A 19,956-nucleotide genomic window follows, 5' to 3' on the forward strand; every position below is an offset into this window, starting at 1 on the left:
AAGCCCTTACGATGAAAGAAGTAGCGTGAACCCTAATTTATTTGGATTCACGCTACTTTTTTTCATTTGTGAGTCGTAATAAATTGATCTCAGGGGGATTGAATACCCGAAAATTTAAAAATGGAAAAGACTCACTGCTGCCAAGTCCTGCACTTACATACTGTTGGATTTGTTGATATTCCCAAAGCCCTTTTACACGGTCTTGTGAAGGCAACAAACCGTTTCTTTCATTCCACGCCTCTGGAACAAAAAGGGCACCTAAAGAAGGGAGACGCATTTGTCCTCCGTGATAATGCCCCGCTATGATTAGGTCATAGTCTCTAAGCGTAAACTGAGAAGCGTCTTCGAAATAATCGATTTGAGCATCAGCGATTGGGTAATGGCTAAGTGCGACAAGCACATCATCCTCCCGCTCCATTAAGATAGTAAAATCTTGAAGGCGTTCGTTTTGATGTTCAATATATTGAGCATCAGATTCAATCAATAGTTGTTCTCTGCCATTAATATCTTGAAATCCATGTTCTGGATCCATAATAGAAAGATCAAAATTAACAAAATGCAGCTCGGCATCCCCTTTTTGTATCGTGTTTAGTGATTCCAGAAGCATAACCCCTTGTTCTTCCATTCCCTTGACGAATTCACTTTTTTCAAGCACACCTTCTGCGCTCAGAATATAATTTTCAGGATCATTATTACCTGCCACATAAAGGGCATGTTCTTTGTTTTTGATCTCCCGTATCAATTTATAGAACGATTCATAATTTAAACTACTGGTATCATCTAATAGGTCGCCAGTGAAGACAATGGCATCATATTGAAGCGAATTTATCGCTGCAATTAGTTGTTCTTGGTCGTCCCCAAATTCCTTTTCATGCAGATCCGTAATTTGTAGAATAGTAAAACCTTCAAAATCTTCTGGGAGTTGATTTATTCGAATATCCTGTTGTTCTATTATAATTCGATTGTTACTAAAATAACTAAAAACAACAGCAGCTAACATAATAACTACAATTACAATGAAGAGGGTTATCACTGTTTTTTTCAATGTTGAGCGCCCCATTTTCTCAAACTAATAATTTTTTGTGTGACCACGTCTGTTACGGGGAATATATAGTTGGAGTTACATGGAGAAAATGCCAAAGGTAACGGAATTCGGCACCGGCATATCGGTCCAAATAACGATCGACACATAAAAAGAAATGAGTAGCCGTTCGGAGCCATACTTCGCTCGCAACTGAACTCATTCCGCCTTGTCCATTCTTAAGATTTCTAGAAAATCTCATCTATTTGTATTAAAATCATCGTCAATGAGAAATCCATTCTAAGGTAGAGCATGTTTCCTCGTTTTTCTCCACATCCATAACACTGGACGAAGAGGGAAGTAGAGAAAATGAAATTTAACGGGTAAAGGTAATGTTTTAACATCTTCTGGGTACGGATGAAGTGTACTTAAGATATGAAGGCTTTTTTGCTGAATTGACATCAGTGAAAATAAATGCTTTTTGTGATATTTCGATACTTCTCCTGGAACAGGATAGGTATGTAAATTGATCATAATTTCCATATAAAAAATCGCTTGTTGTGCTAACTTTTGTGCACGCTTTGTTCTTAATAGCACCATCATTTCCCTCGTATAATGTACCTTTAGTAATTGTGTTGCTAATACAATACTCTGCCCACCTATATGCTGAATATAGTACTTTTTTAATAATTGTTGTAGCGTAACCCAATCAAGGTCCATCTTCATCAGCTGCTTCATATCAACTAACCACCGAAGACGTGACCAGCCATGTCTGGCACCATGTGCAGCAAGAAAGAAAAAAAGGTCTTCCTTCCCTAGTAAATAAACAGAAGAACCGAATAGTGTGGATTTCTGCTTTCGCTCCCATAACTCTAAAAAGCTAGGCTCTTTACCTGGTCCGGGGCTCAATCGCCAATGCACCTCAACTTTGGTTCTTTTTTGTGGATGAAAATACGTCACATGGTGATGTCTCCATTTCCAATCATTAAGTACCGTCTGAATATAGTCATCCTTTTGATAACCCGCCTCTATAAGTAGATTTTCTGCTTTTAGCAGATCCTCGATAGGGATGAGAATATCTAAATCATTTGCAGTTCTCAACGACAGATCACCGTACAATTCGTTTGCAAGTATTGGCCCCTTTAAACAAATCATACGAATCGATTGTTGTTCAAACAACTGATGGATTTGCTCCATTTCCGCACTCATGTGAAGCATCTTAAAAGTATTTTGTTTATATTCACGTGATAAAGTATCCACAACAAATGATGGTATAAGCTTTTCATCCATTACTTTAACTTTTGATAAAAGAACAGGATAGACACGATGGTGCCTGGCTTGAGCGATAAATAAATTCCAATCAATCATTTCAACTAGATTAGGATTAATACAATGCACAGCTTGATCAGTATCAGCTTTTAGCAGTTCTAGAATAAACTTTAATTCGTTGGATATTTTACTAGAATCAAGGCAAAATGTTTGTCCCATTCTCTCCCCTTCTATCTATTAAAGATTAATATATTTGGCGAATTTCCCCACAACAGTGAACCTTTCCTTTCCTTCAGAGCCCGTAATGTAATAAGAACCACTCCGCAGCCATGCATGTGCTACTAGCTTCCCCTCATCATCTCTTCCCGTTCCTAGATAAAGGGTACTTTCAATGTTCCGTCTTTCTAACATTTTCATAGCAGCAATCGCCTTCACTAAACATTGACTTTCCCAGAATGTGTAACGACTCATGATATGAATGGTTTGAGATACACTGGCCAACTTCTTTCTGTTCGCTGGATTGACCCTAAACGTTGTTTCAGCCATATGTTCCCCTAAAAATGGAGCTACCCTGGAAAAAGGAATGGCCTTCGCTAATCGTGCTCTCGCTAAATAAACATAAGACTCTAATAACATCATTTTAACTTCTCTATTAAATGAGAAAAAAGCCTTAAACTTTCCCATAATACTTAACGTTCCTTTCTAGAAGAATTAGTACTGATTTATCAATGAGTCGTAACACGAATCAACTGTTCCTTCGCTAAGTGATCGAGGAAGCTTAATACGTGTTCTTCACATACACTAACTGCTACATCATATATATTAGTTAACTCGGTAATGAGCTTATCAATTACAATCGGCTCTTTCATTCTTTCCCATATCACCCCGCCTATGTCACCCATGTTATAATATTTTCCATTTTTAACACTAAGCATAACTTTTTCTCCATCCATATCACTTACTATGTTCCCAGGTTTTTGAGAGACTATATGATTTGTACTAAGCATTTGAGTATGATTCATGTACAATTGCCTCCTTCTTAATGGTCGATAAGATTAAATCAGCTAATTCGTGCGCTGTAAATTCATCTTGTGGTCTTCTAAGTTGAAAAAGTTTGATATGATTGATGATTTTTGAAGAAGTAGTAAAATGCCATTCCATTAAACCAAGTGGGTTAACAAAAAATGGTCGATAGGTGTGAGTAAACATTGTTTGAAAGCGTAGGAGATTATTGATTGGCTGGAGTTCAATACTTCCATAGTCCGTTTTTATTAATTCAAATACCCCTCCTAGTGGCATTGTATTTGAAGCAAATTGCGATTCAACCGGGACGGCAAATTTAGCTTCACGATCAATAATCGGTCGAAGCTTAGAAGACTCTATGCCGAATTGGTTCAAACTCTCGAGCCACAGCTTTTGTTGTGGATAAGCTGGTGTAACAATTGGAACACCAGATTCATTCAATGTTATTGGAATTACATCGTCACTCAGCAATTTATAGTCTTTCTTTAATAGCGCTGATGCAAGTGTGGACTTACCCGCTCCTGATTCACCGACGATGGCATAGGCTTTTTCGCCGATAGCAATTGCACTACCATGGAGAGGAAAAACAAACCTTTGCATTAATATTGCCCCCATACAGGTTCCTAAAATATAAAGACAGATTTTATCCTGTTTTGAAAATTCATGCGGTGATACATAAATTTCCGAGCCATTTTTTATAAGGAAGATAGCTACGTTCGGTATTTCGAACATAATAATATCCTTCTTTATATAAAAGTGTTTATTTTCTTCAAATCTACATAACCATAAATTATTAAGATCTTCTTTTCTAATGGTGACATCAATTTTGTTATGATCAAACGATAGTTCACGTAATCCACGAATTTTCACTTCACTTGAAATCGTTAAACCAAATGCTTTATAAAAAGATAATCTCACAGTTATTTCCTCCAAAATAAACATTATAAAATGCATGGCCTGAATGCTATTTGAGAAAAAAGAAAAACAATCTTTTTTGAAAGAGAAGCCTCCATACTTAAATAAATATACAGAGGCTCTGTAGTAGATAATTCAAATATTCTAAGTATAGTATCAAATATTAATGTTTAAATATGTTAACTATCCTCGCCGGGTTTACCGGGTCTCCAAGGCCAAGGCCACCGACCATCCATTGTCATTTGCACATTCAATAGCTCAACTTCTGGCTTTTTCCATTCTTTTTTCACCATTTCACCTCCCTTCAAGCAATACCCTTAAAATATTTACATATTCTCACATCATCTTTTTAATGATTTTATGTTGAAAAGGCTACTGACCATTAGAAGGAAAATAGAGCAAAAGAACTCATCATCGCTTGACCATATTAAATACGATCGATTTTTAAGACCAGCGATTATATTCATAAATATCATATGAAGAATAGTTGTTCTTTCTAAAGAACAACTCAGGTAAAAAAAACGAATACCCCTGTTAACCATCACATTTAGTTCTTTATAAAGAATTTTATAGTTTGATTTTCACACTGATTTTCTCTCTTGTCAATAGTATACAGAAAATTTAATATATTTTCCGTTTTGATATATCTAAGGTGCTAATTCAACTTGTTTCCTTAATAAATGGCTGAACGTTTTTCCTTTTTCTTGGGAAAGTTGATCAAAATGACCCTGTTGAATAACTCTCCCTCGGTCTAGTACAATGACTTGATCTGCATTTCTTATTGTCGATAATCGATGAGCGATGACAACAATGGTCATCTTACCTTTCAACCGAGTAATCGCTTCTTGTATTCTCTCTTCACTGACTGTATCAAGCGCACTTGTTGCTTCATCTAGCACAAGAATGGATGGTTTTCTTAAAATAGCTCGCGCCAGCACAATCCTTTGTCTCTCACCACCAGAAAGGCGAATTCCTCGATCACCGATAATTGTATCTAACCCATGAGGAAGCTTACCAACAAACTCGGCTGCTGAAGCAAACACCAATGATTCCCAGAGCTGCTCATCACTTGCATCCGGTTCAACCAACGTTAAATTTTCTCTTATGGTTGTGTTAAAAAGAAAAGGTTCTTGAGGTACATAACTAATTGCACGCCTTAATGACAATAAATTTTCACTCGATAAGGGAACACCATCAACCAAAACATCTCCTTTTTCAGGCTGATTCAACCCCATTAATAGGTCAATTAATGTACTTTTACCGGACCCAGATCGTCCAACAAAAGCTGTCATTTTATAAGATGGAATAAGTATATTTATATTTTTTAATGTGCTTTCAGGTTCATTTTGATTATAGCGAAAAAAAACATTACGGCATTCAATCTCATTTTGGAAAGAAATTGGTTCAATTTTTCTATTAACATTTATTTCAAGTTCTTCTGAATCCATACATTCATTTTGCAATGCTTTGACTTCTTTAAATGAAGGAATAATGGCTGCAATTTGCTCTAGAGAAGCTTGAATTCCCGCCACCCTTGGCCAAAGGCGTGAAAAAATGACTATAATTAACATTAGTTGAGCAACTTGAGCGTTAAATAAATTAATTGAAGCATAGACAAAGATAGCAATAAATAAAGCCGAAGCAATTTTATAATATAATTGGGACGTTGATCTTAATTTCATGTGTTCTACTTGTTCAGACTCCATATCTTTAGTTATCGTTTCGTACCATTCCAACCTTGAATGTTCCAGTGTATTGCTTTTTATATCTTTTATGCCATTCATTTGATCTGTAATTCCTGCAATATAACTTTTTGATAAATTAATGTTTCGTTTTCCTAAGACGAACGAACGCTTTAAAAAAGTCCGATTAAAATACATGAGTACAACTCCACAAAGCAAAACAAAAATAGTGATGGTAGGCGCAAGTAAAAATGCCAACACTATTTGGATAATTGTTGTAATAAAAGAAGACATAAATTGCAAAACTGCCTGAGTTCCTGCACTCGCTCGCCCAATTACTGTAGTAAGAATATTAATAAGATCAGACTTCCTTTTTTCAACAAAAAAGCTCCAATTTGAATAAATCAGTTTTTTATATGTCTCCACTCGAATGTATCTTAAAAAACCTTGTTGAATAATCGAATTACGAATCGAGATTTTTCGTTGCAGTAAATTTTGACTCACAACCAATAAAACAAAAGTACTCAATACAACTGGTAATCCTATTGAGACCGGAGTAGCCTTAAGAAAAGAAAACATTCCAATAAAGGGAATCCCATCTACATTAAGATCGATAATCCCACTTATGCTGATCATCGGGATTAGAAGTAAAATAGCTACGCCTTCAAGTAATCCAATTAAGATCATGGCAGCAAGATTTAGATAAAGAATCTTTCCCGCATAAGAATGGATTTGCTTTAAAAAAAAGACCACATCTTTCATCTAACCCCCCCTAGGTAGTGCGTGTTTCCATCGTCTTTCTCACCTTCAACAATATCAGCATTTTGGTGGGTAGATTGTATTGGTAACACAATTACTTGATGTAATAATACGAGGCTAATGGTGGCGTTATTTTATCGAAACGTGTACAAAAATTTAGCGCAAAAAACGATATATATTCTCACCCACCTTTTTAATAGCCCTTTTACGACAAAAAGAAAAAGGGCTATTTTCTTAAATAAATTAATAGCTAGTTCCTAACTATCCAAGCAACTAGCATTTGATCTACCAGGATGAGTCTCTTGAAGTCCTTCAGATTCATCAAAACAATCAGCATTTGCATTTCCTGGTCCATTCAACGTCATGTTAATATCAATAATTTCCAACATTGGTTTTTCCCAAGACTTATTCATTTTTTATATCACCCCCTTAACTAAAACGCTTTAAGAAGCGATGAACAATTAAACTACGTGTTAGAATTTTAAATTCATCAGTGAATACCAACTCAGGCTTCGGTTCATTCCCTATTTTTAATAATGAGTCTTTAACCACTTGAACATTAATAAATTCATTGATAATAGAGGTATTAGTAAGCTCATGTAATTCCGTGATAAATGTACTCCAACTTGAAGCCATACGATGAACCACATCGGCTCCTTGTATTCCACGATTTGTTTGATTTAGTCTAACTTTATTAGGTAAATGATCCTTCATAGCCCTACGTATTATCGATCTATCCATTCCATTTATGACATATTGTTCTTCCGGTAACGCTAAACAAAAACGTATAACATTTAAATCGTTGGTTGGATCACGGTCCCATAATGAATTGCGCAACGATAATTTCGTTCCAACAACACCACTTTTATTCCACACGTACAATTTCTTATAATAATTATTTCTATATTCAGTTAAATCATTAACAGGACTGCCACTTGTATCAATTCCATGTTCCTCTACCTTTTCAAAGACATGTGTTTTTTGTGCAAATGACGGGTTGATATATGTGGGTAGATAATTATGTTCTTCGTTCTTTGTAAAAACTGCCGGAAATGCTTTTTTTGCAATGAATGGAACCATAACTGACTTACCCGTACTAAAATTTTTACAGTATGAATCTAATTCATCTAAAAGTCGAATCCATTTTAACTTTTTAAATAAATCTGTGTAAAAATTGTACGTTAATTTCATCGACCCCCAGGAAATAGAGTGGTTTCCTCTAGCTCCATTTAAAAGGACTTTCACTCCTTTTTGTCTTGCATTGTGACTAATTCCTTTTAACCAGAAAGAATTTTCAAAAAATTTATATGGCATCTCCATTATGTCTAGGAAATCATCTACTTCAGACAAAGAGCACTTTCCTTCAAAGCGTAAATAGTTATCTGATATATTACCTACATGGTTTACTGTTTCTTGTATATATGGTCTTTCATCAGTCACATAATAATTAGGAGTCCAGTCTCTAAAACTTTCTTCTGGAATATAACTAAAGGTATGTAATGGTTTATTTTCCTTTTTTAGTTCCTTTGCTGCAAAGCTAACGACAGAACCAGAATCCAATCCACCACTTAAATGTGATCCTACTTCTCCGTGAGTACGGAGCCTAGCCTTTACTGCATTTTGAAACACATGTCGAAACCCTTCTTCATATTCATCATTCGATTTAAGATTTAACTTATCTTTAACCTCGATGGTGTTATATCTTGAAAGTAAAACTTTACCATCTACAACAGTAATACTATGTGAAGGAGGTACTTGTTGGATGGATTTGTAAACTGTTGAAAACATATCAACCGCTTCCACCGTAGTTGAAATTACCAAAAATTCAGCCAGCCACTCTTCATTTAATTGCTTTTTAATATACGGCAGTGTAAATAGAGGATTAATAACTGTACAAAAAGCAAACTGCTGTTGATTATTATAAAAATAAAGGGTTCGACTTCCCGAGAAGTCCCTTGCACCAAAGAGCATTTGCTTTCTTTCATCCCATATCAGAAAAGCAAAGTCGCCCATTAGATGTTTAGGAGATTCTTCTCCCCACTTTTCGTAAGCAAGTAAGATTAATTGGCTATCGGGTATTTCATTACGGTCGTATTTTTTTACTTGCAACCTCTCAAACAGCTCCTCACGATTATCGATAATCGCATCGGCTGTAATAATCAAGTGCCGATCATAGTCATAATAGGGAAGCTGTTCTCCAACGGACTCTGGTGTAATCCACTGCGCATGACACCCCATGAATACATTTTTCTTATGAAAAACTTGCCGATCATCCGAAGGAAACTGAGCCAAAGATCTCATCATTGCTTGTCCGTATTCAATTGCGATCGGTTCTTGGTTTGTATTAATAAGACCAGCGATTGCGCTCATATAATGCTCCCTTGTTAATAAAATTTGTTCTCATAAAAGAACGAAACAGATACAAAAATTAGGACTTCCATCCTTCTCGATTAATAACCCTATTTTGTTCTTTATAAAGAAATTTATAGTTTGATTTTACACTTATTTCATACCTTGTCAATACATTCACGAAATTTTCAATATATTTAAATCGACAAATATGAAGAACCTTGTTTACGGTCAAAAGGTAATCCAACATTCCCTGTAGTGATCACCGTATTTCCTTTTAATCCATCCAACAAACGGCGTGGTATCCTTTTTTATTACATTTACTTTTCAGTTCATTCGAAATATCCTACACTTCTTTTCTAGAATATATAAATATTTTTCTATCAAATAATTGTATTGTATCCTCTAATTTAAAATATTCACTTTGGTTCAGTTTTTTTGTTCTAAGAATATAATTAATATTGTATTTTTCAGATATTCGATTCAACTCATCCACTGTTAAGTTATCTATATAACCTTTGTTTTCATATACACCATCATACACCTCTAAATATCTTTCACTCCACTCCTTGTAATACTGTTCATTAAAAGGAAAATCCTTACTAGACGGAATAGCTCTCTTTGCAAGTAATCTTATTTTTTGATTTACTAAATCGTCTACGTTAATTTCAGATAGTATCGTGGCATCCTTTGGCGTTTCTTCATTTAGCCATAAATAAATTTCATTTTCTTTTTCATCAATATTGGGAGTATTAAACCTTAAATTTTTATCCAAAAACAAGTAAGAAGCTGCAATTGCAACTGTAATGAGAATCAAGTAAAAATATTTTAAGTTGATTTTTTCGAAGATATATTCATCAACATAGATTTTTAGCCTTATATTATTTTTCAATAGAATGTCGTTTAGAATAGCGTACGAAAAGGCTATTACTATCGCAAGAGTGGATACTTTTACGTTTTCGGTAATAAACGGGATAAAAGGGATATGGAGTAATAAAAAAGATACATAATCCTTATTCTTGAACTTGTAATGCATATAGGAACTGTAAACTAATAAATAAATTAAAGAAAAAAATACCATAAACCGATACGGAGTTAAAGTGACGATTAATTTTACAGGATAAACCTCCACAAAAAGATATCCTGCTACCATAGCCAGACCAAGAAAAAATAAATAATATTTTAGAAATCTATAAATATGCTGTGCCATTTGGTCTCTTAACATATAGATCATATAAAAAAAGGTTACGATGTACAGGATAAATATGAACCATGTCTCTAAACCAAATGCAGATGGAATATAATGATGAGGATGTCGTATTGTTGCATTGATTTGAGTGAACTCTTCGCTAGATAACAATTCGAGTCCCTTTAAAGAACTCTTATATGGAAGATAACTTAGTAGAAAAACACTGATCAATACAATTAAACTGAGAACTGAACTGATATTAACTAAGTTTTTCAAATGCTTAAATCCATACTTTGAAATATATAAAATACCAGCAAGAGCTATACCATGAGCGGTTATAACAGGATGAAAAAACATAGCAATTGAAAACAGTAGTAATCCTAGGGGAATTTTCGATTTATATATAAGAGTCAATCCAAATATAATAAAGATCAATGAAAACTCCGCCGCAGTAAATACAGGTGTACTGAAAAACCACGCTACCGTTTTAGGTATACTATAAAACGAGACGGACCCTATAAAGCATCCAATCAAAGCGATATACTTATTTCCAGAGAGAGCTCTCAAAAATACAAACACAGAAATCGTTAGTAGAAATATTCTTAGTAAATTAAGATAACCAATAAAATTAGTGTAATCAATATTAAATAAATATGAACCATAAATATAAAAGTACGCTATATATAACCTTGGAGAAAACTCTTCAAATGTATTAGTATAGAAGTCATTCTTTAAATAATCACTGTCTAATAATCTTTCGACTTGAGGATAACTATCAACAATAGGCCATCCCCAAGCAATTTGATAAAAAAAGACTGAAAATAATCCAATTAAAATTAAAGTAAGATTAAAGATAAAGTTTGAGGATTTTCCACCTTCCATGATAGTCTCTCCTTTTCATAATATAGTCAGGATCTCCAAGCATTAATATTAATACTTTTTGTACATATAGCATCTAACATAATATCTTTTTCATTTATATATTGCTTATAAGGCATAATATCTTCAGGCCTACCTTGTAACTCTGGTGAAACCAAACATAACTTAAACCCTGCATTCTTTAATGTAGTGCAATTTTCTTTGGTTATCGGCAGTTTAGTAAAACAATCAATCCAAACCCATTTAACTTTACCTTCCATAGCAAGAATTGTCTCTAATCCTTCGAACTCCGAAAACCTTAGAGCGATATTAGGTTTACCATTTTTTGATAATAAATGAATCATTGGGAAGGAAGAATCTAAGAAGAAGTAATCCGTGATGTTATAAAGCTTAAGCAATTCCAATACCTTATGCTCAATTCTTTCACTTTTAATATTTACTATCATTGTTCCATGGTGATAATGTTTTAAATACTCTTCAAAATCCTCTCCATCTTTGAAAGGATCATGTTGCAAAATCAGCCTTTCACCTAAATCTCGCAAATCAATTTCAACGCCATAATTCAATGGAATATTTTTCAGTTCTTCAATGGTGTTTATCCTATGTGCAATAAAATTCATTATTTCCCCAGCTCCTTTTTTAACCTACTACTAAAATGTAATGTACGTTTAATAAATTTCGCCTTGGCAGCAATCCCAGTATTCCAACTTGATTGACCGTGAATCCTGTCGGGAAATATAACATTAAATCTGTGAATATTTAACCCTCTTTTTTTAGCCATATAGAGCGCATATAAATCGAGAGAAAAGTCATAAGGGGGATTTTCCCATTCAAGCAAAAAGCTCCTGTGAAATATGTTTGGTTGGGCGTTGATATCTTGTAACTTTTCTCGTAAATAAACACTTTCGAACATGCTCATTCCACCTGTAAAGAACTGGTCAACTAAAGGTCTGTTTTTACGACTTCCTTTAACAAAAATGTCTGTTGGAGAATGATTATTTTGAATTATTTCAATAGCCTTTATCACATCAATCGGATCCGTCTGCATATCGGCATGCGTCCAACCTAAATAGTCACCTTTAGCCTGATTTAGTCCGTATAAAATGCCAAATCCATAGCCCCGATTCACTTCAACCTCCACTGCTTCAGCAAAAGGATACTGGGGAACTAACTCATTTAGGACTTTTTTACTTTGATCTTGTGAGCCATTGTTTATCAAGAGAATTTCAATATCATCCCTATTGATAACTTTTTGAAATTTGTCTAGAATTAAAGGAATATTTTTCTCTTCATTATAGCAAGGTATGACGATCGAATATTTTTTCATTTTTTGAACACCCACCATTTCTGTCCAGTAAAATTTAAAATTGTACTTGCACCTGTTGCAATTACAAATGCAATGGGTTTGGCAGAACTTATATAAATCAGACATAAAGCATTAACACTTACATTTACTACCAGAGTCGAAGTATATAAAATAATAAACTTTAAAACTTCACTTAAGGAATGGGAATTTTTTTTGAATGTCCAGAATTTATTTAAAAGATAAGCAACAAGTGTTCCGCACAAAAATGAGAGTACCTTAGATAATGATGGCGAGTAGAGTTGTACTAACAAAAAATATACGAGAGTATCCATGGTAACCGCGGAAAAACCGGCTATCATGAAACGCTTAATTTGTGTATCAACTTTATGTTTCTCCTGTAAACTGACTTGTTTCATCGATATGTTTCAGCTAATTCTTTTATTTTACCTTTATCCAAATATGGATCTTTGTCCAAAGTGTAAGGATGCCAATTACATTTATGGAAAAAGCTTTGCCAGTATTCGAATGTTTTCAAATCATTAGGCGTTCCCCAACAAATATAATGATCAACCTCAAAAACTTTCACATTCAACCCCATTTTGATTAACTCATTAATAGTACTATCAACATAAAACTCTCCATTAACCCTTTTGTTTTTCAAAAATAGGCTTTCAATACTTTCCTTGAAATACTTTGCTTTTCGATAGAAAAAAGTTCCTACGATCGCATGGTCATGAAACGGGTCCTCACTAATTGGTTTTTTACTGATACAGAGGTTACATTCTGCTTTGAATCTATTTTGGCCCATCCATACATTTCTGGATTTCTCTTACTTGAAACATGATTTCTAAACGTCCATACGATTGCATCTACATCCTTGTCACGCATTAATTGATCGTATTGTTCTTGGTTCCATAACACGCCATTGTCACAAGCGGAAATAAGTAGAGAATCTTCAAGATTGATATTCTCAAGCCCTATCTCACATGTTTTCGCTTGCCCTTCTGTTAGTTGTTTTATCGAGAGAATTTCTGTCTTTTCATAAAATGAAGTAATACATTTTTCTAATTCATAGCGATGTAAGTGTTCCTCTAGACATATAAATATCCGATGTGCTGATTTGGGTAGGTACTCACTTGCCTGAATTACCATTGGCTTACCCGAGACTGGAATTAAAGGTTTTGGATCCTTATATCCAGCTTTAGAAAACCTGCTTCCTGCTCCTGCTAAAGGAATCATCGTTGTTGTATGATATGGCAAGCTCAGTTGGGTTCTTTTCTGAACTACATCCTGAAAGTATGAGGACCAGCGATTATATTCTTCAACATCTTCTGGGGTGCCCCACTGGAGCATGTGCTGTATCTCGTAGATGTTCGTTTTTAAACCTTCCTTTTGTAGTAAGTTATAGGTCAAACTTACATAATACTCATCATTTAAATGAATACCTTTTTCCATTAGCTCTGTAAAATATTTTTTTACGTAAGATCCTTTTTTAAAGTAATAGGTCCCACTAGAAGCATATTCTTCCATTCTATTATCAGTGAATGGCTCTTTTTCCTTTATTTCTTGCAACCATAGATTGTCTTCACGCATAAAGGCATAGTTTGTACTTCCTAGCATATGTGGATGAAAACCTTTATATGCGGGTATTGCCCCATCTGCATTTCGTTCCCGAGTATTCTTCAGAAAGTCTCTGTAATCCCAATAGCAGGAAAAATCACAATAGTTTACAATGACTTCGTCACTATCACCTAATTCTTGCAATACCTTGGATACTGCAAATACCGGTCCTTTCTTATGAGGGTCAATTCCAACAATTTTCCCCAACGGAGCAATTCGTGTTAAAACTTCTTTCATATTAGTAGTTTCAAGGTGGTCACGACTACAGATAAACAAAAAATCAGTTTCTCCAGGAAACATATTGACCACATGTTCAATCATTGGCATTCCATCAACCTCAATTAATGGCTTAGGATCTTTGTAACCAGCCTGTAAAAAGCGATTCCCTCTACCAGACATTGGTATTACTATTTTCATACCATTCCCTCCCCTATAGTCTGCTAAACTCCTTGTCTAAATTTTTCAGCTTCCCAATTGTCCAAATACCTTAATTCATTTAGTGGCAACGAGTCTCCTTGTCCGACCATATGTTCAAGCGTCATAATATGACCCTTAAATACCTCTTCTGCCTCTTTAGCTTTTTTAATTGTATTAGATACAAAAAATAAGCAGCCTTTATACACGACTACTTTTGGAAATTGACGATACATATCATAGTATTCTTCTATTTTGTGTACTTCGATATCATCTACCACTTCAACAGCGCGATAACCACAGTAGACCAGTGTATCAGGACATAAAGGAAGTTGATTTAATAACGAACGATTACCAAGTAGTAATTTCTTAGTTAGATAGGAGTCTTCTGATAAGTATGAAATCACTTGGTTATTTCCTAATTCACTCATAATAGTTGTTAATTCATTCGTTAGTTTGTATCTTTTTAAATCAACACCTAGAGCATTTTCAATTACAAAGATCACCTTGTTCGTTAAAGTGAAAATTTCTATAGGATCATCTGAGCTAATAATTAACCCATGGTTTTGCAAAAAAATAATTTTTGGTAGTCGACCTATTTGTTTTTGATAGATCGCACACTCTTTTCTAAGTTCTAATGCAAGATCGATTCCTGGTGTTTTATATTGTACAAACAAAGCTTTCGGGAATAAGTCCTTCAACTGTTCTTCCCAACCATTTTTACATGTGAGCATATTAACGGCTATTGGGTGTGTATGAAGTGTATATTTGTATAATATTGCGTGTAAGAACGTCTCGATAGATGGTCTATTCCTACCATCTGATTGAACAATTGATTTCTTCATCAGAACAGCTGCTTGATCTTCCCTTTTCCTTTTATTTTTTTCTCTGATTATTGAAGAATCCTCGAATATCGCTAATACCTCTTCTATATCCACTAAAACATACCCGTTATTCACACCTACATCTGATAGTAAATGGCCAGATGCTTTAATTAACATCTTACCCTCTTCTAATTTAGCTGAAGAATTGCCCCCTCCTGCCTGAATAAGGTCGTAGCGCTCTCCAGCAAATTTTGATATAGTTATAAAATTCTTCTGTATTTCTTCATCAATAAACATAACTTAGCCTCTCCTTTAGTTGCAGAAAGTCAACAATGGTTTCAGAATGCTTGAAGTGATTGGGCGTTTCTTTCTGGTAGTGATTTAACCAGAAAGATTTAATCCCTAATGAACTTGCACCGATAATATCCTTTTTTAAGTTATCTCCAATCATAATGACATCTTTTGCATGTAGCCCTAATTTGTTTAAAGCGCTCATAAATATATATGGATGCGGCTTTTCCTTCCCTGCTTCTTCACTACTTACCATAAAGTTAATATAAGTTTGAACCCCGAGTCTTTCTAACTTCCGATGTTGAATGTGAGCAGTTAAGTCAGTTACTAGACAAATCGGAATGTCTTGATTAAATTCCAGAAATTCTTTCGCCCCATTATAAAAATGCATAGACTTTAGAAAAGAAGCCCAATACAATTCATATGTTTCTAAAGCATGTAGTTGAGCATTTACATTGAAATTTTCAAACATACGTTGAAAGTAGAGCATTCGATTATGAGAAGCTGCTGATTCATTTAACTCTAATTTGACAGATTCTTTTGCTTTCAAAAACATTATCTCAATGTCATCTCTATTTTTATTTAAGATCCCTGATGCATGTCTAAAAGCTTTATCAATTCCCTTTTTATGAGCAAATTCATAGTTATAAAGCGTATCGTCAAGATCTAATAAAATCCCCTTATAGCTCATGTAGCTATTCTCCCTTCATTTTCTCACTTATACATAGTAGTAAAATAAGTTGTATAAATGCATCATATCCATCGCTCCACTCAATGATTTGCCCTCGGGTAACTTCGTTTAAGTTTTTAATACAGCTATTGGCGATTTCATTTACTAGCCCCTTACCTATCGGGGATTCCAAAATAAGAATTTGATGCTTTAGGTTATTGTCATAATCATGAATATAGTTGATCTTATAGTCATCCATTTTATTTATAATCTTTTCTAAGAATAAATTGGCATCACAAGTAAGTTTTAACTTAATTAATGGATTCTCACTTGGATCCCCCACACTAAAATCCTCTTCAGTAAATTGCCTAATAATTAAGTCTGCAAATTCCTTTTGTGGGTAAATATATTTCTTGGCATCTGCCATTCTAGATTCAATCTGTCTCTTAACCTTCTCTAAAGTATAGCCACGTTCACCACAGTCTCTAATAATTTTCCAATGTCTACGTAATTTTTCATCAGTATCAACATAAATCTTGAGGTCTACAATTTTTCTAGTTTTGGACAACAATAAAGGGTGTAAGCCACACATAACAATAAAGTCATTTGGGTCGATTTTTTTTGGACTAGTAAATTTTCCATTCTTATGGTCATATTCTACTCTTTGAGCAGAATTTCCATTTTTTAATTTCTCTAGTGTTGATGCTTGTTCATGTAAGAAATTTGCTTTCGGATTCAAATGAGTAAATTCACTCCATTTATCATGTCCCCGCTCCCATTTATGGTCGCCATCTCCTTCTACAATTAACAACCTCTCCGTCCCGAACAATTTCATTAACCCTTTCGTTAATGTGGTTTTACCAGCTCCACTATCTCCTCCTATTCCAATGACAGTTGGCTTCAAATTAATCTTATATATCGAATTACTTATAATTCCATATCTATAAAATATCCAAATTAAAAATAATAAAATACCTTGGAACAGGGTGAAAACTACATTCGCTAAAAAGTTTTCATAATAATCTACATGAACATTTGCCATAGACTGTATTGTATGGTTTGTGCTTGGATAAAAAAGAGTAAAATAGCCCATGTAAGCGATAGTTAGCAATAAATATTGGTACATATTGTGCTTATTCTCAAATGTATTTATAAAAAATACCGATGCAAATACAAAGGACCAGGCATACCAATGTGGCATTGGTGGAATAAAAAGCACAAATGCAAAATAAAGCATGCCAAGATAGGTAAATAATAGATCAACATTTATTTTTTCAAATCTTAAAAAATGAATGTACATTAAGGCAATAAACAATGGTGCAATATAAATTTTGAGATAATCTATTTCAAAATAAAACTTAAACATTTTAAATTGGTCTTCATTATTGAAGACTAACATCTGATACCCCTTTGAAAAGAGAAAAGGACTTACTAAAACTGACCAACTAAGAAAAACAACTATGCTATATTTTAAAACGTCTATTTTGTTATGAGATTTAATTAAGTAAATTAGTAGTAATGGTAATGCAAAAAAAACTGGCATTTTTATTGATAGCGCTATTCCAAAAAGCACTCCTGCTAATAAAAGTTTTTTTCTAATCAGGTAAAATACTGAAATAAATAAAGCTGCAATGGCGATTAAATCATGATTGGGGTAAATATAACTAGCTAGAAATATAATAGGGGAACCATAATAAATGAACGTTACATACTTTTGTTTCGTTGGAAATTTTCTCAACAAGAAATAATAGATAAAAATATCTGCCAATAGCGTTGGTAACTGTATTAAAAAGACTTGAATTTGTTCAGGAATTACTGAAATTAGCTTAATAGGGAGCAAGAAAGCTGACAAGATGTACAGCATTCCGGACGGATATGGAAAAGTATTGAGATCTTCATTGTTTTCGTAAAAAAATTGCCATGGGTTTTCAAGAGTAGATAAAAAGTGTGATATAAAAGGGATAATCGAATCAATAATCTCTTTAGGCATCCATACATAAATAGTTATTATTTTTATTATAGTAATAAAAATAAACCACTTACTCCTTAAAAGATCTTTAAATTTAAGCTTATTCATAAATCCCCCTCCAGATAAATACTCCTTTGTTAAAGTGATATGTCAACACTAAACTAGTACTTTCTTTAAGGTGTAGCTATTTGTACTCAATTGAACTGAAAGGCAAGGTATTTGTAAGGTTTGTACCCATGATAATAATTTAAATCGTCTTTTTATTAACTATCTGTTTAACTATATTTAATAAATATATGAATTCTTTGGACTTTCTAAATACCATAAAAAAAATAATATTAGGGATAATTAAACATACGCCCAACCTATAGATGAAATTTATTAACATATTATTACTGTAAAGACTTACAACAAATTCACATATTATTGCAGTAACAATAACCAACAAAGTAAACCACATATAACGAGTGAAATGGGACTTAACCGACTTGTGAAACACATACTTAAATATAACGTACGGGTCGTACCAAAAATATACACACAGCCTGCTAATAACGGTTCCCAAAAATACACCTACTATTCCTATTGCTTGGGTGAGAGTAATCGAGATCCCAATATTTATAATGGCAGCAATAATAGGTCTGTATTTTCCTTTCTTAAATAAACCCGTAGTTTCTCTAAAAGTTGTAGTAGCATTTTGCATTCCAGCAGTATAAAAATTTAAAATTATCGCAAAGACAATTAACATGTTCAAAAGATATTGTTCACCTAACCAAATTGAAATGAAGGGATTTATTAATATCCAAAGACAAATGGCACAAAAACCGTACACCCAAAAATTCGCAAAGTTCATGACACGAAATATAAAATAGTTTTCTTCTTTGCCTGCGTTCACATTTAAATTTCCAACACTAGCAGTAATGGAATAGAAAATATAACCCACAAAAGTAGTAATTGTGGTAATTATCAGTAAATAATTCGAGTAGATCCCTACCCATGTAATTCCTGCAAATATAGCAATGATAATATTGTCAGTTCCATTTATTACAACTCCACTAATTTTGTATAAAAAAAGAGAATATAAATTCTCATAAAAATTTTTCCTTTCTGGTTTAGTTAAGCTTGCGTTATTACTTTCTTTTAAAAATGGATACAATTTGTCTGCTTTCTTTGCAATATAAACATTTTCAATAATTCTAAAGGCGACTTGTATTGAAAGTACTAATACATAGTTCCCTATCGTCACCAACGCAATGATTATGATGAGGTTAGATATAATGATAAAAATACTGTGTATCTTAGAAATAATATGGTTCCGCTGATCAGCAATAATAATTGACTGCTTATACACAAAATAATAAGAAAGTACTGATTGCAGTAAAAATAAAAGATAGATAGTATTTATATTATCTATCTTTGTTTCACCATTCATTAAATAAGATAGAAATGGGAATAATGATAAACCGATTAATAATACTACTCCCCCTATTATCCTATAAGCCTTTTTATATAAATTCATCAGAGCCTGTATTTTGTAAGTATCGCTTTCAGCTAATGGTTTATATAAACTAAAAATCATCGCTGTATCAAAACCTAAATTTGCTAACGATAACATCAAGAATATACTTGTAAACAGTCCATCTACACCCAAATACTCTATTCCGAGTGTGTAAATAAAAACAGTACGAACTACCATACCCATCGCTAGGCTAATAATTTGACCAGATAGACCAAAAAACATATTCTTTAATGAATTTTGAATTCTCATAGTAACCT

At 33.6% G+C, this 19,956-nt stretch carries 19 protein-coding genes; all 19 read right to left on the reverse strand.

The window, feature by feature from the left end; genetic code table 11:
- Positions 1–52 precede the first annotated feature (52 nt).
- Positions 53–1,045, reverse strand: coding sequence for a metallophosphoesterase (locus AB1471_RS04405; protein ID WP_367778383.1), 993 nt, complete (start codon positions 1,043–1,045; stop codon positions 53–55).
- A gap of 276 nt (positions 1,046–1,321) precedes the next feature.
- A complete protein-coding gene (locus AB1471_RS04410; protein ID WP_367778384.1) occupies positions 1,322–2,509 on the reverse strand; it encodes a nucleotidyltransferase domain-containing protein in 1,188 nt (395 codons plus the stop codon).
- Positions 2,510–2,527: 18 nt separating this feature from the next.
- The gene (locus tag AB1471_RS04415; protein ID WP_367778385.1) at positions 2,528–2,974 is read right to left on the reverse strand and encodes a lasso peptide biosynthesis B2 protein; all 447 of its coding nucleotides are present in this window, start codon (positions 2,972–2,974) and stop codon (positions 2,528–2,530) included.
- Between the two features lie 41 nt (positions 2,975–3,015).
- Entirely contained in the window at positions 3,016–3,312 is a 297-nt protein-coding gene (locus AB1471_RS04420; RefSeq protein WP_367778386.1) for a lasso peptide biosynthesis PqqD family chaperone, read from the reverse strand.
- A complete protein-coding gene (locus tag AB1471_RS04425) occupies positions 3,290–4,255 on the reverse strand; it encodes an aldolase (protein ID WP_367778676.1) in 966 nt (321 codons plus the stop codon). The genes AB1471_RS04420 and AB1471_RS04425 overlap by 23 nt, the downstream gene beginning before the upstream one ends.
- Positions 4,256–4,407: 152 nt before the next feature.
- On the reverse strand, positions 4,408–4,521 hold the full coding sequence (locus AB1471_RS04430; RefSeq protein ID WP_367778387.1) for a paeninodin family lasso peptide: 114 nt from the start codon (positions 4,519–4,521) through the stop codon (positions 4,408–4,410).
- Positions 4,522–4,875: 354 nt separating this feature from the next.
- Entirely contained in the window at positions 4,876–6,672 is a 1,797-nt protein-coding gene (locus AB1471_RS04435) for an ABC transporter ATP-binding protein (RefSeq protein WP_367778388.1), read from the reverse strand.
- A gap of 254 nt (positions 6,673–6,926) precedes the next feature.
- Positions 6,927–7,082, reverse strand: a complete 156-nt coding sequence (locus AB1471_RS04440; protein WP_367778389.1) for a paeninodin family lasso peptide — start codon at positions 7,080–7,082, stop codon at positions 6,927–6,929.
- A gap of 16 nt (positions 7,083–7,098) precedes the next feature.
- The gene (locus AB1471_RS04445; RefSeq protein ID WP_367778390.1) at positions 7,099–9,039 is read right to left on the reverse strand and encodes an asparagine synthase-related protein; all 1,941 of its coding nucleotides are present in this window, start codon (positions 9,037–9,039) and stop codon (positions 7,099–7,101) included.
- Positions 9,040–9,364: 325 nt separating this feature from the next.
- The gene (locus tag AB1471_RS04450; protein WP_367778391.1) at positions 9,365–11,089 is read right to left on the reverse strand and encodes a DUF6798 domain-containing protein; all 1,725 of its coding nucleotides are present in this window, start codon (positions 11,087–11,089) and stop codon (positions 9,365–9,367) included.
- Positions 11,090–11,115: 26 nt separating this feature from the next.
- Positions 11,116–11,706 (reverse strand): phosphatidylinositol-specific phospholipase C/glycerophosphodiester phosphodiesterase family protein, encoded by a 591-nt coding sequence (locus tag AB1471_RS04455; protein ID WP_367778392.1) that lies wholly within the window; start codon positions 11,704–11,706, stop codon positions 11,116–11,118.
- On the reverse strand, positions 11,706–12,413 hold the full coding sequence (locus AB1471_RS04460) for a glycosyltransferase family 2 protein (protein ID WP_367778393.1): 708 nt from the start codon (positions 12,411–12,413) through the stop codon (positions 11,706–11,708). Before AB1471_RS04460 ends, AB1471_RS04455 begins: the two co-directional genes overlap by 1 nt.
- Complete coding sequence (locus AB1471_RS04465; RefSeq protein WP_367778394.1) at positions 12,410–12,808, reverse strand: GtrA family protein; 399 nt, start codon at positions 12,806–12,808, stop codon at positions 12,410–12,412. Before AB1471_RS04465 ends, AB1471_RS04460 begins: the two co-directional genes overlap by 4 nt.
- Positions 12,805–12,978: a hypothetical protein gene (locus AB1471_RS04470; protein ID WP_367778395.1), complete on the reverse strand. Its 174-nt coding sequence runs from the start codon at positions 12,976–12,978 to the stop codon at positions 12,805–12,807. Before AB1471_RS04470 ends, AB1471_RS04465 begins: the two co-directional genes overlap by 4 nt.
- Before the next feature lie 131 nt (positions 12,979–13,109).
- Positions 13,110–14,429 carry an NTP transferase domain-containing protein gene (locus tag AB1471_RS04475; protein WP_367778396.1) on the reverse strand — a complete coding sequence of 440 codons (1,320 nt, stop codon included), beginning with the start codon at positions 14,427–14,429 and terminating at the stop codon, positions 13,110–13,112.
- A 23-nt stretch (positions 14,430–14,452) separates the two neighbouring features.
- Positions 14,453–15,547, reverse strand: coding sequence for a class II aldolase/adducin family protein (locus tag AB1471_RS04480; protein WP_367778397.1), 1,095 nt, complete (start codon positions 15,545–15,547; stop codon positions 14,453–14,455).
- Positions 15,537–16,232, reverse strand: coding sequence for an HAD family hydrolase (locus tag AB1471_RS04485; RefSeq protein WP_367778398.1), 696 nt, complete (start codon positions 16,230–16,232; stop codon positions 15,537–15,539). The genes AB1471_RS04480 and AB1471_RS04485 overlap by 11 nt, the downstream gene beginning before the upstream one ends.
- A 4-nt stretch (positions 16,233–16,236) precedes the next feature.
- On the reverse strand, positions 16,237–18,288 hold the full coding sequence (locus AB1471_RS04490; protein ID WP_367778399.1) for a hypothetical protein: 2,052 nt from the start codon (positions 18,286–18,288) through the stop codon (positions 16,237–16,239).
- 139 nt (positions 18,289–18,427) lie between these two features.
- Complete coding sequence (locus AB1471_RS04495) at positions 18,428–19,948, reverse strand: lipopolysaccharide biosynthesis protein (protein WP_367778400.1); 1,521 nt, start codon at positions 19,946–19,948, stop codon at positions 18,428–18,430.
- Between the last annotated feature and the right edge of the window lie 8 nt (positions 19,949–19,956).

This window comes from Jeotgalibacillus marinus, from assembly GCF_040801915.1.
In the GTDB taxonomy this organism is placed as follows: Bacteria; Bacillota; Bacilli; order Bacillales; family Jeotgalibacillaceae; genus Jeotgalibacillus; species Jeotgalibacillus marinus.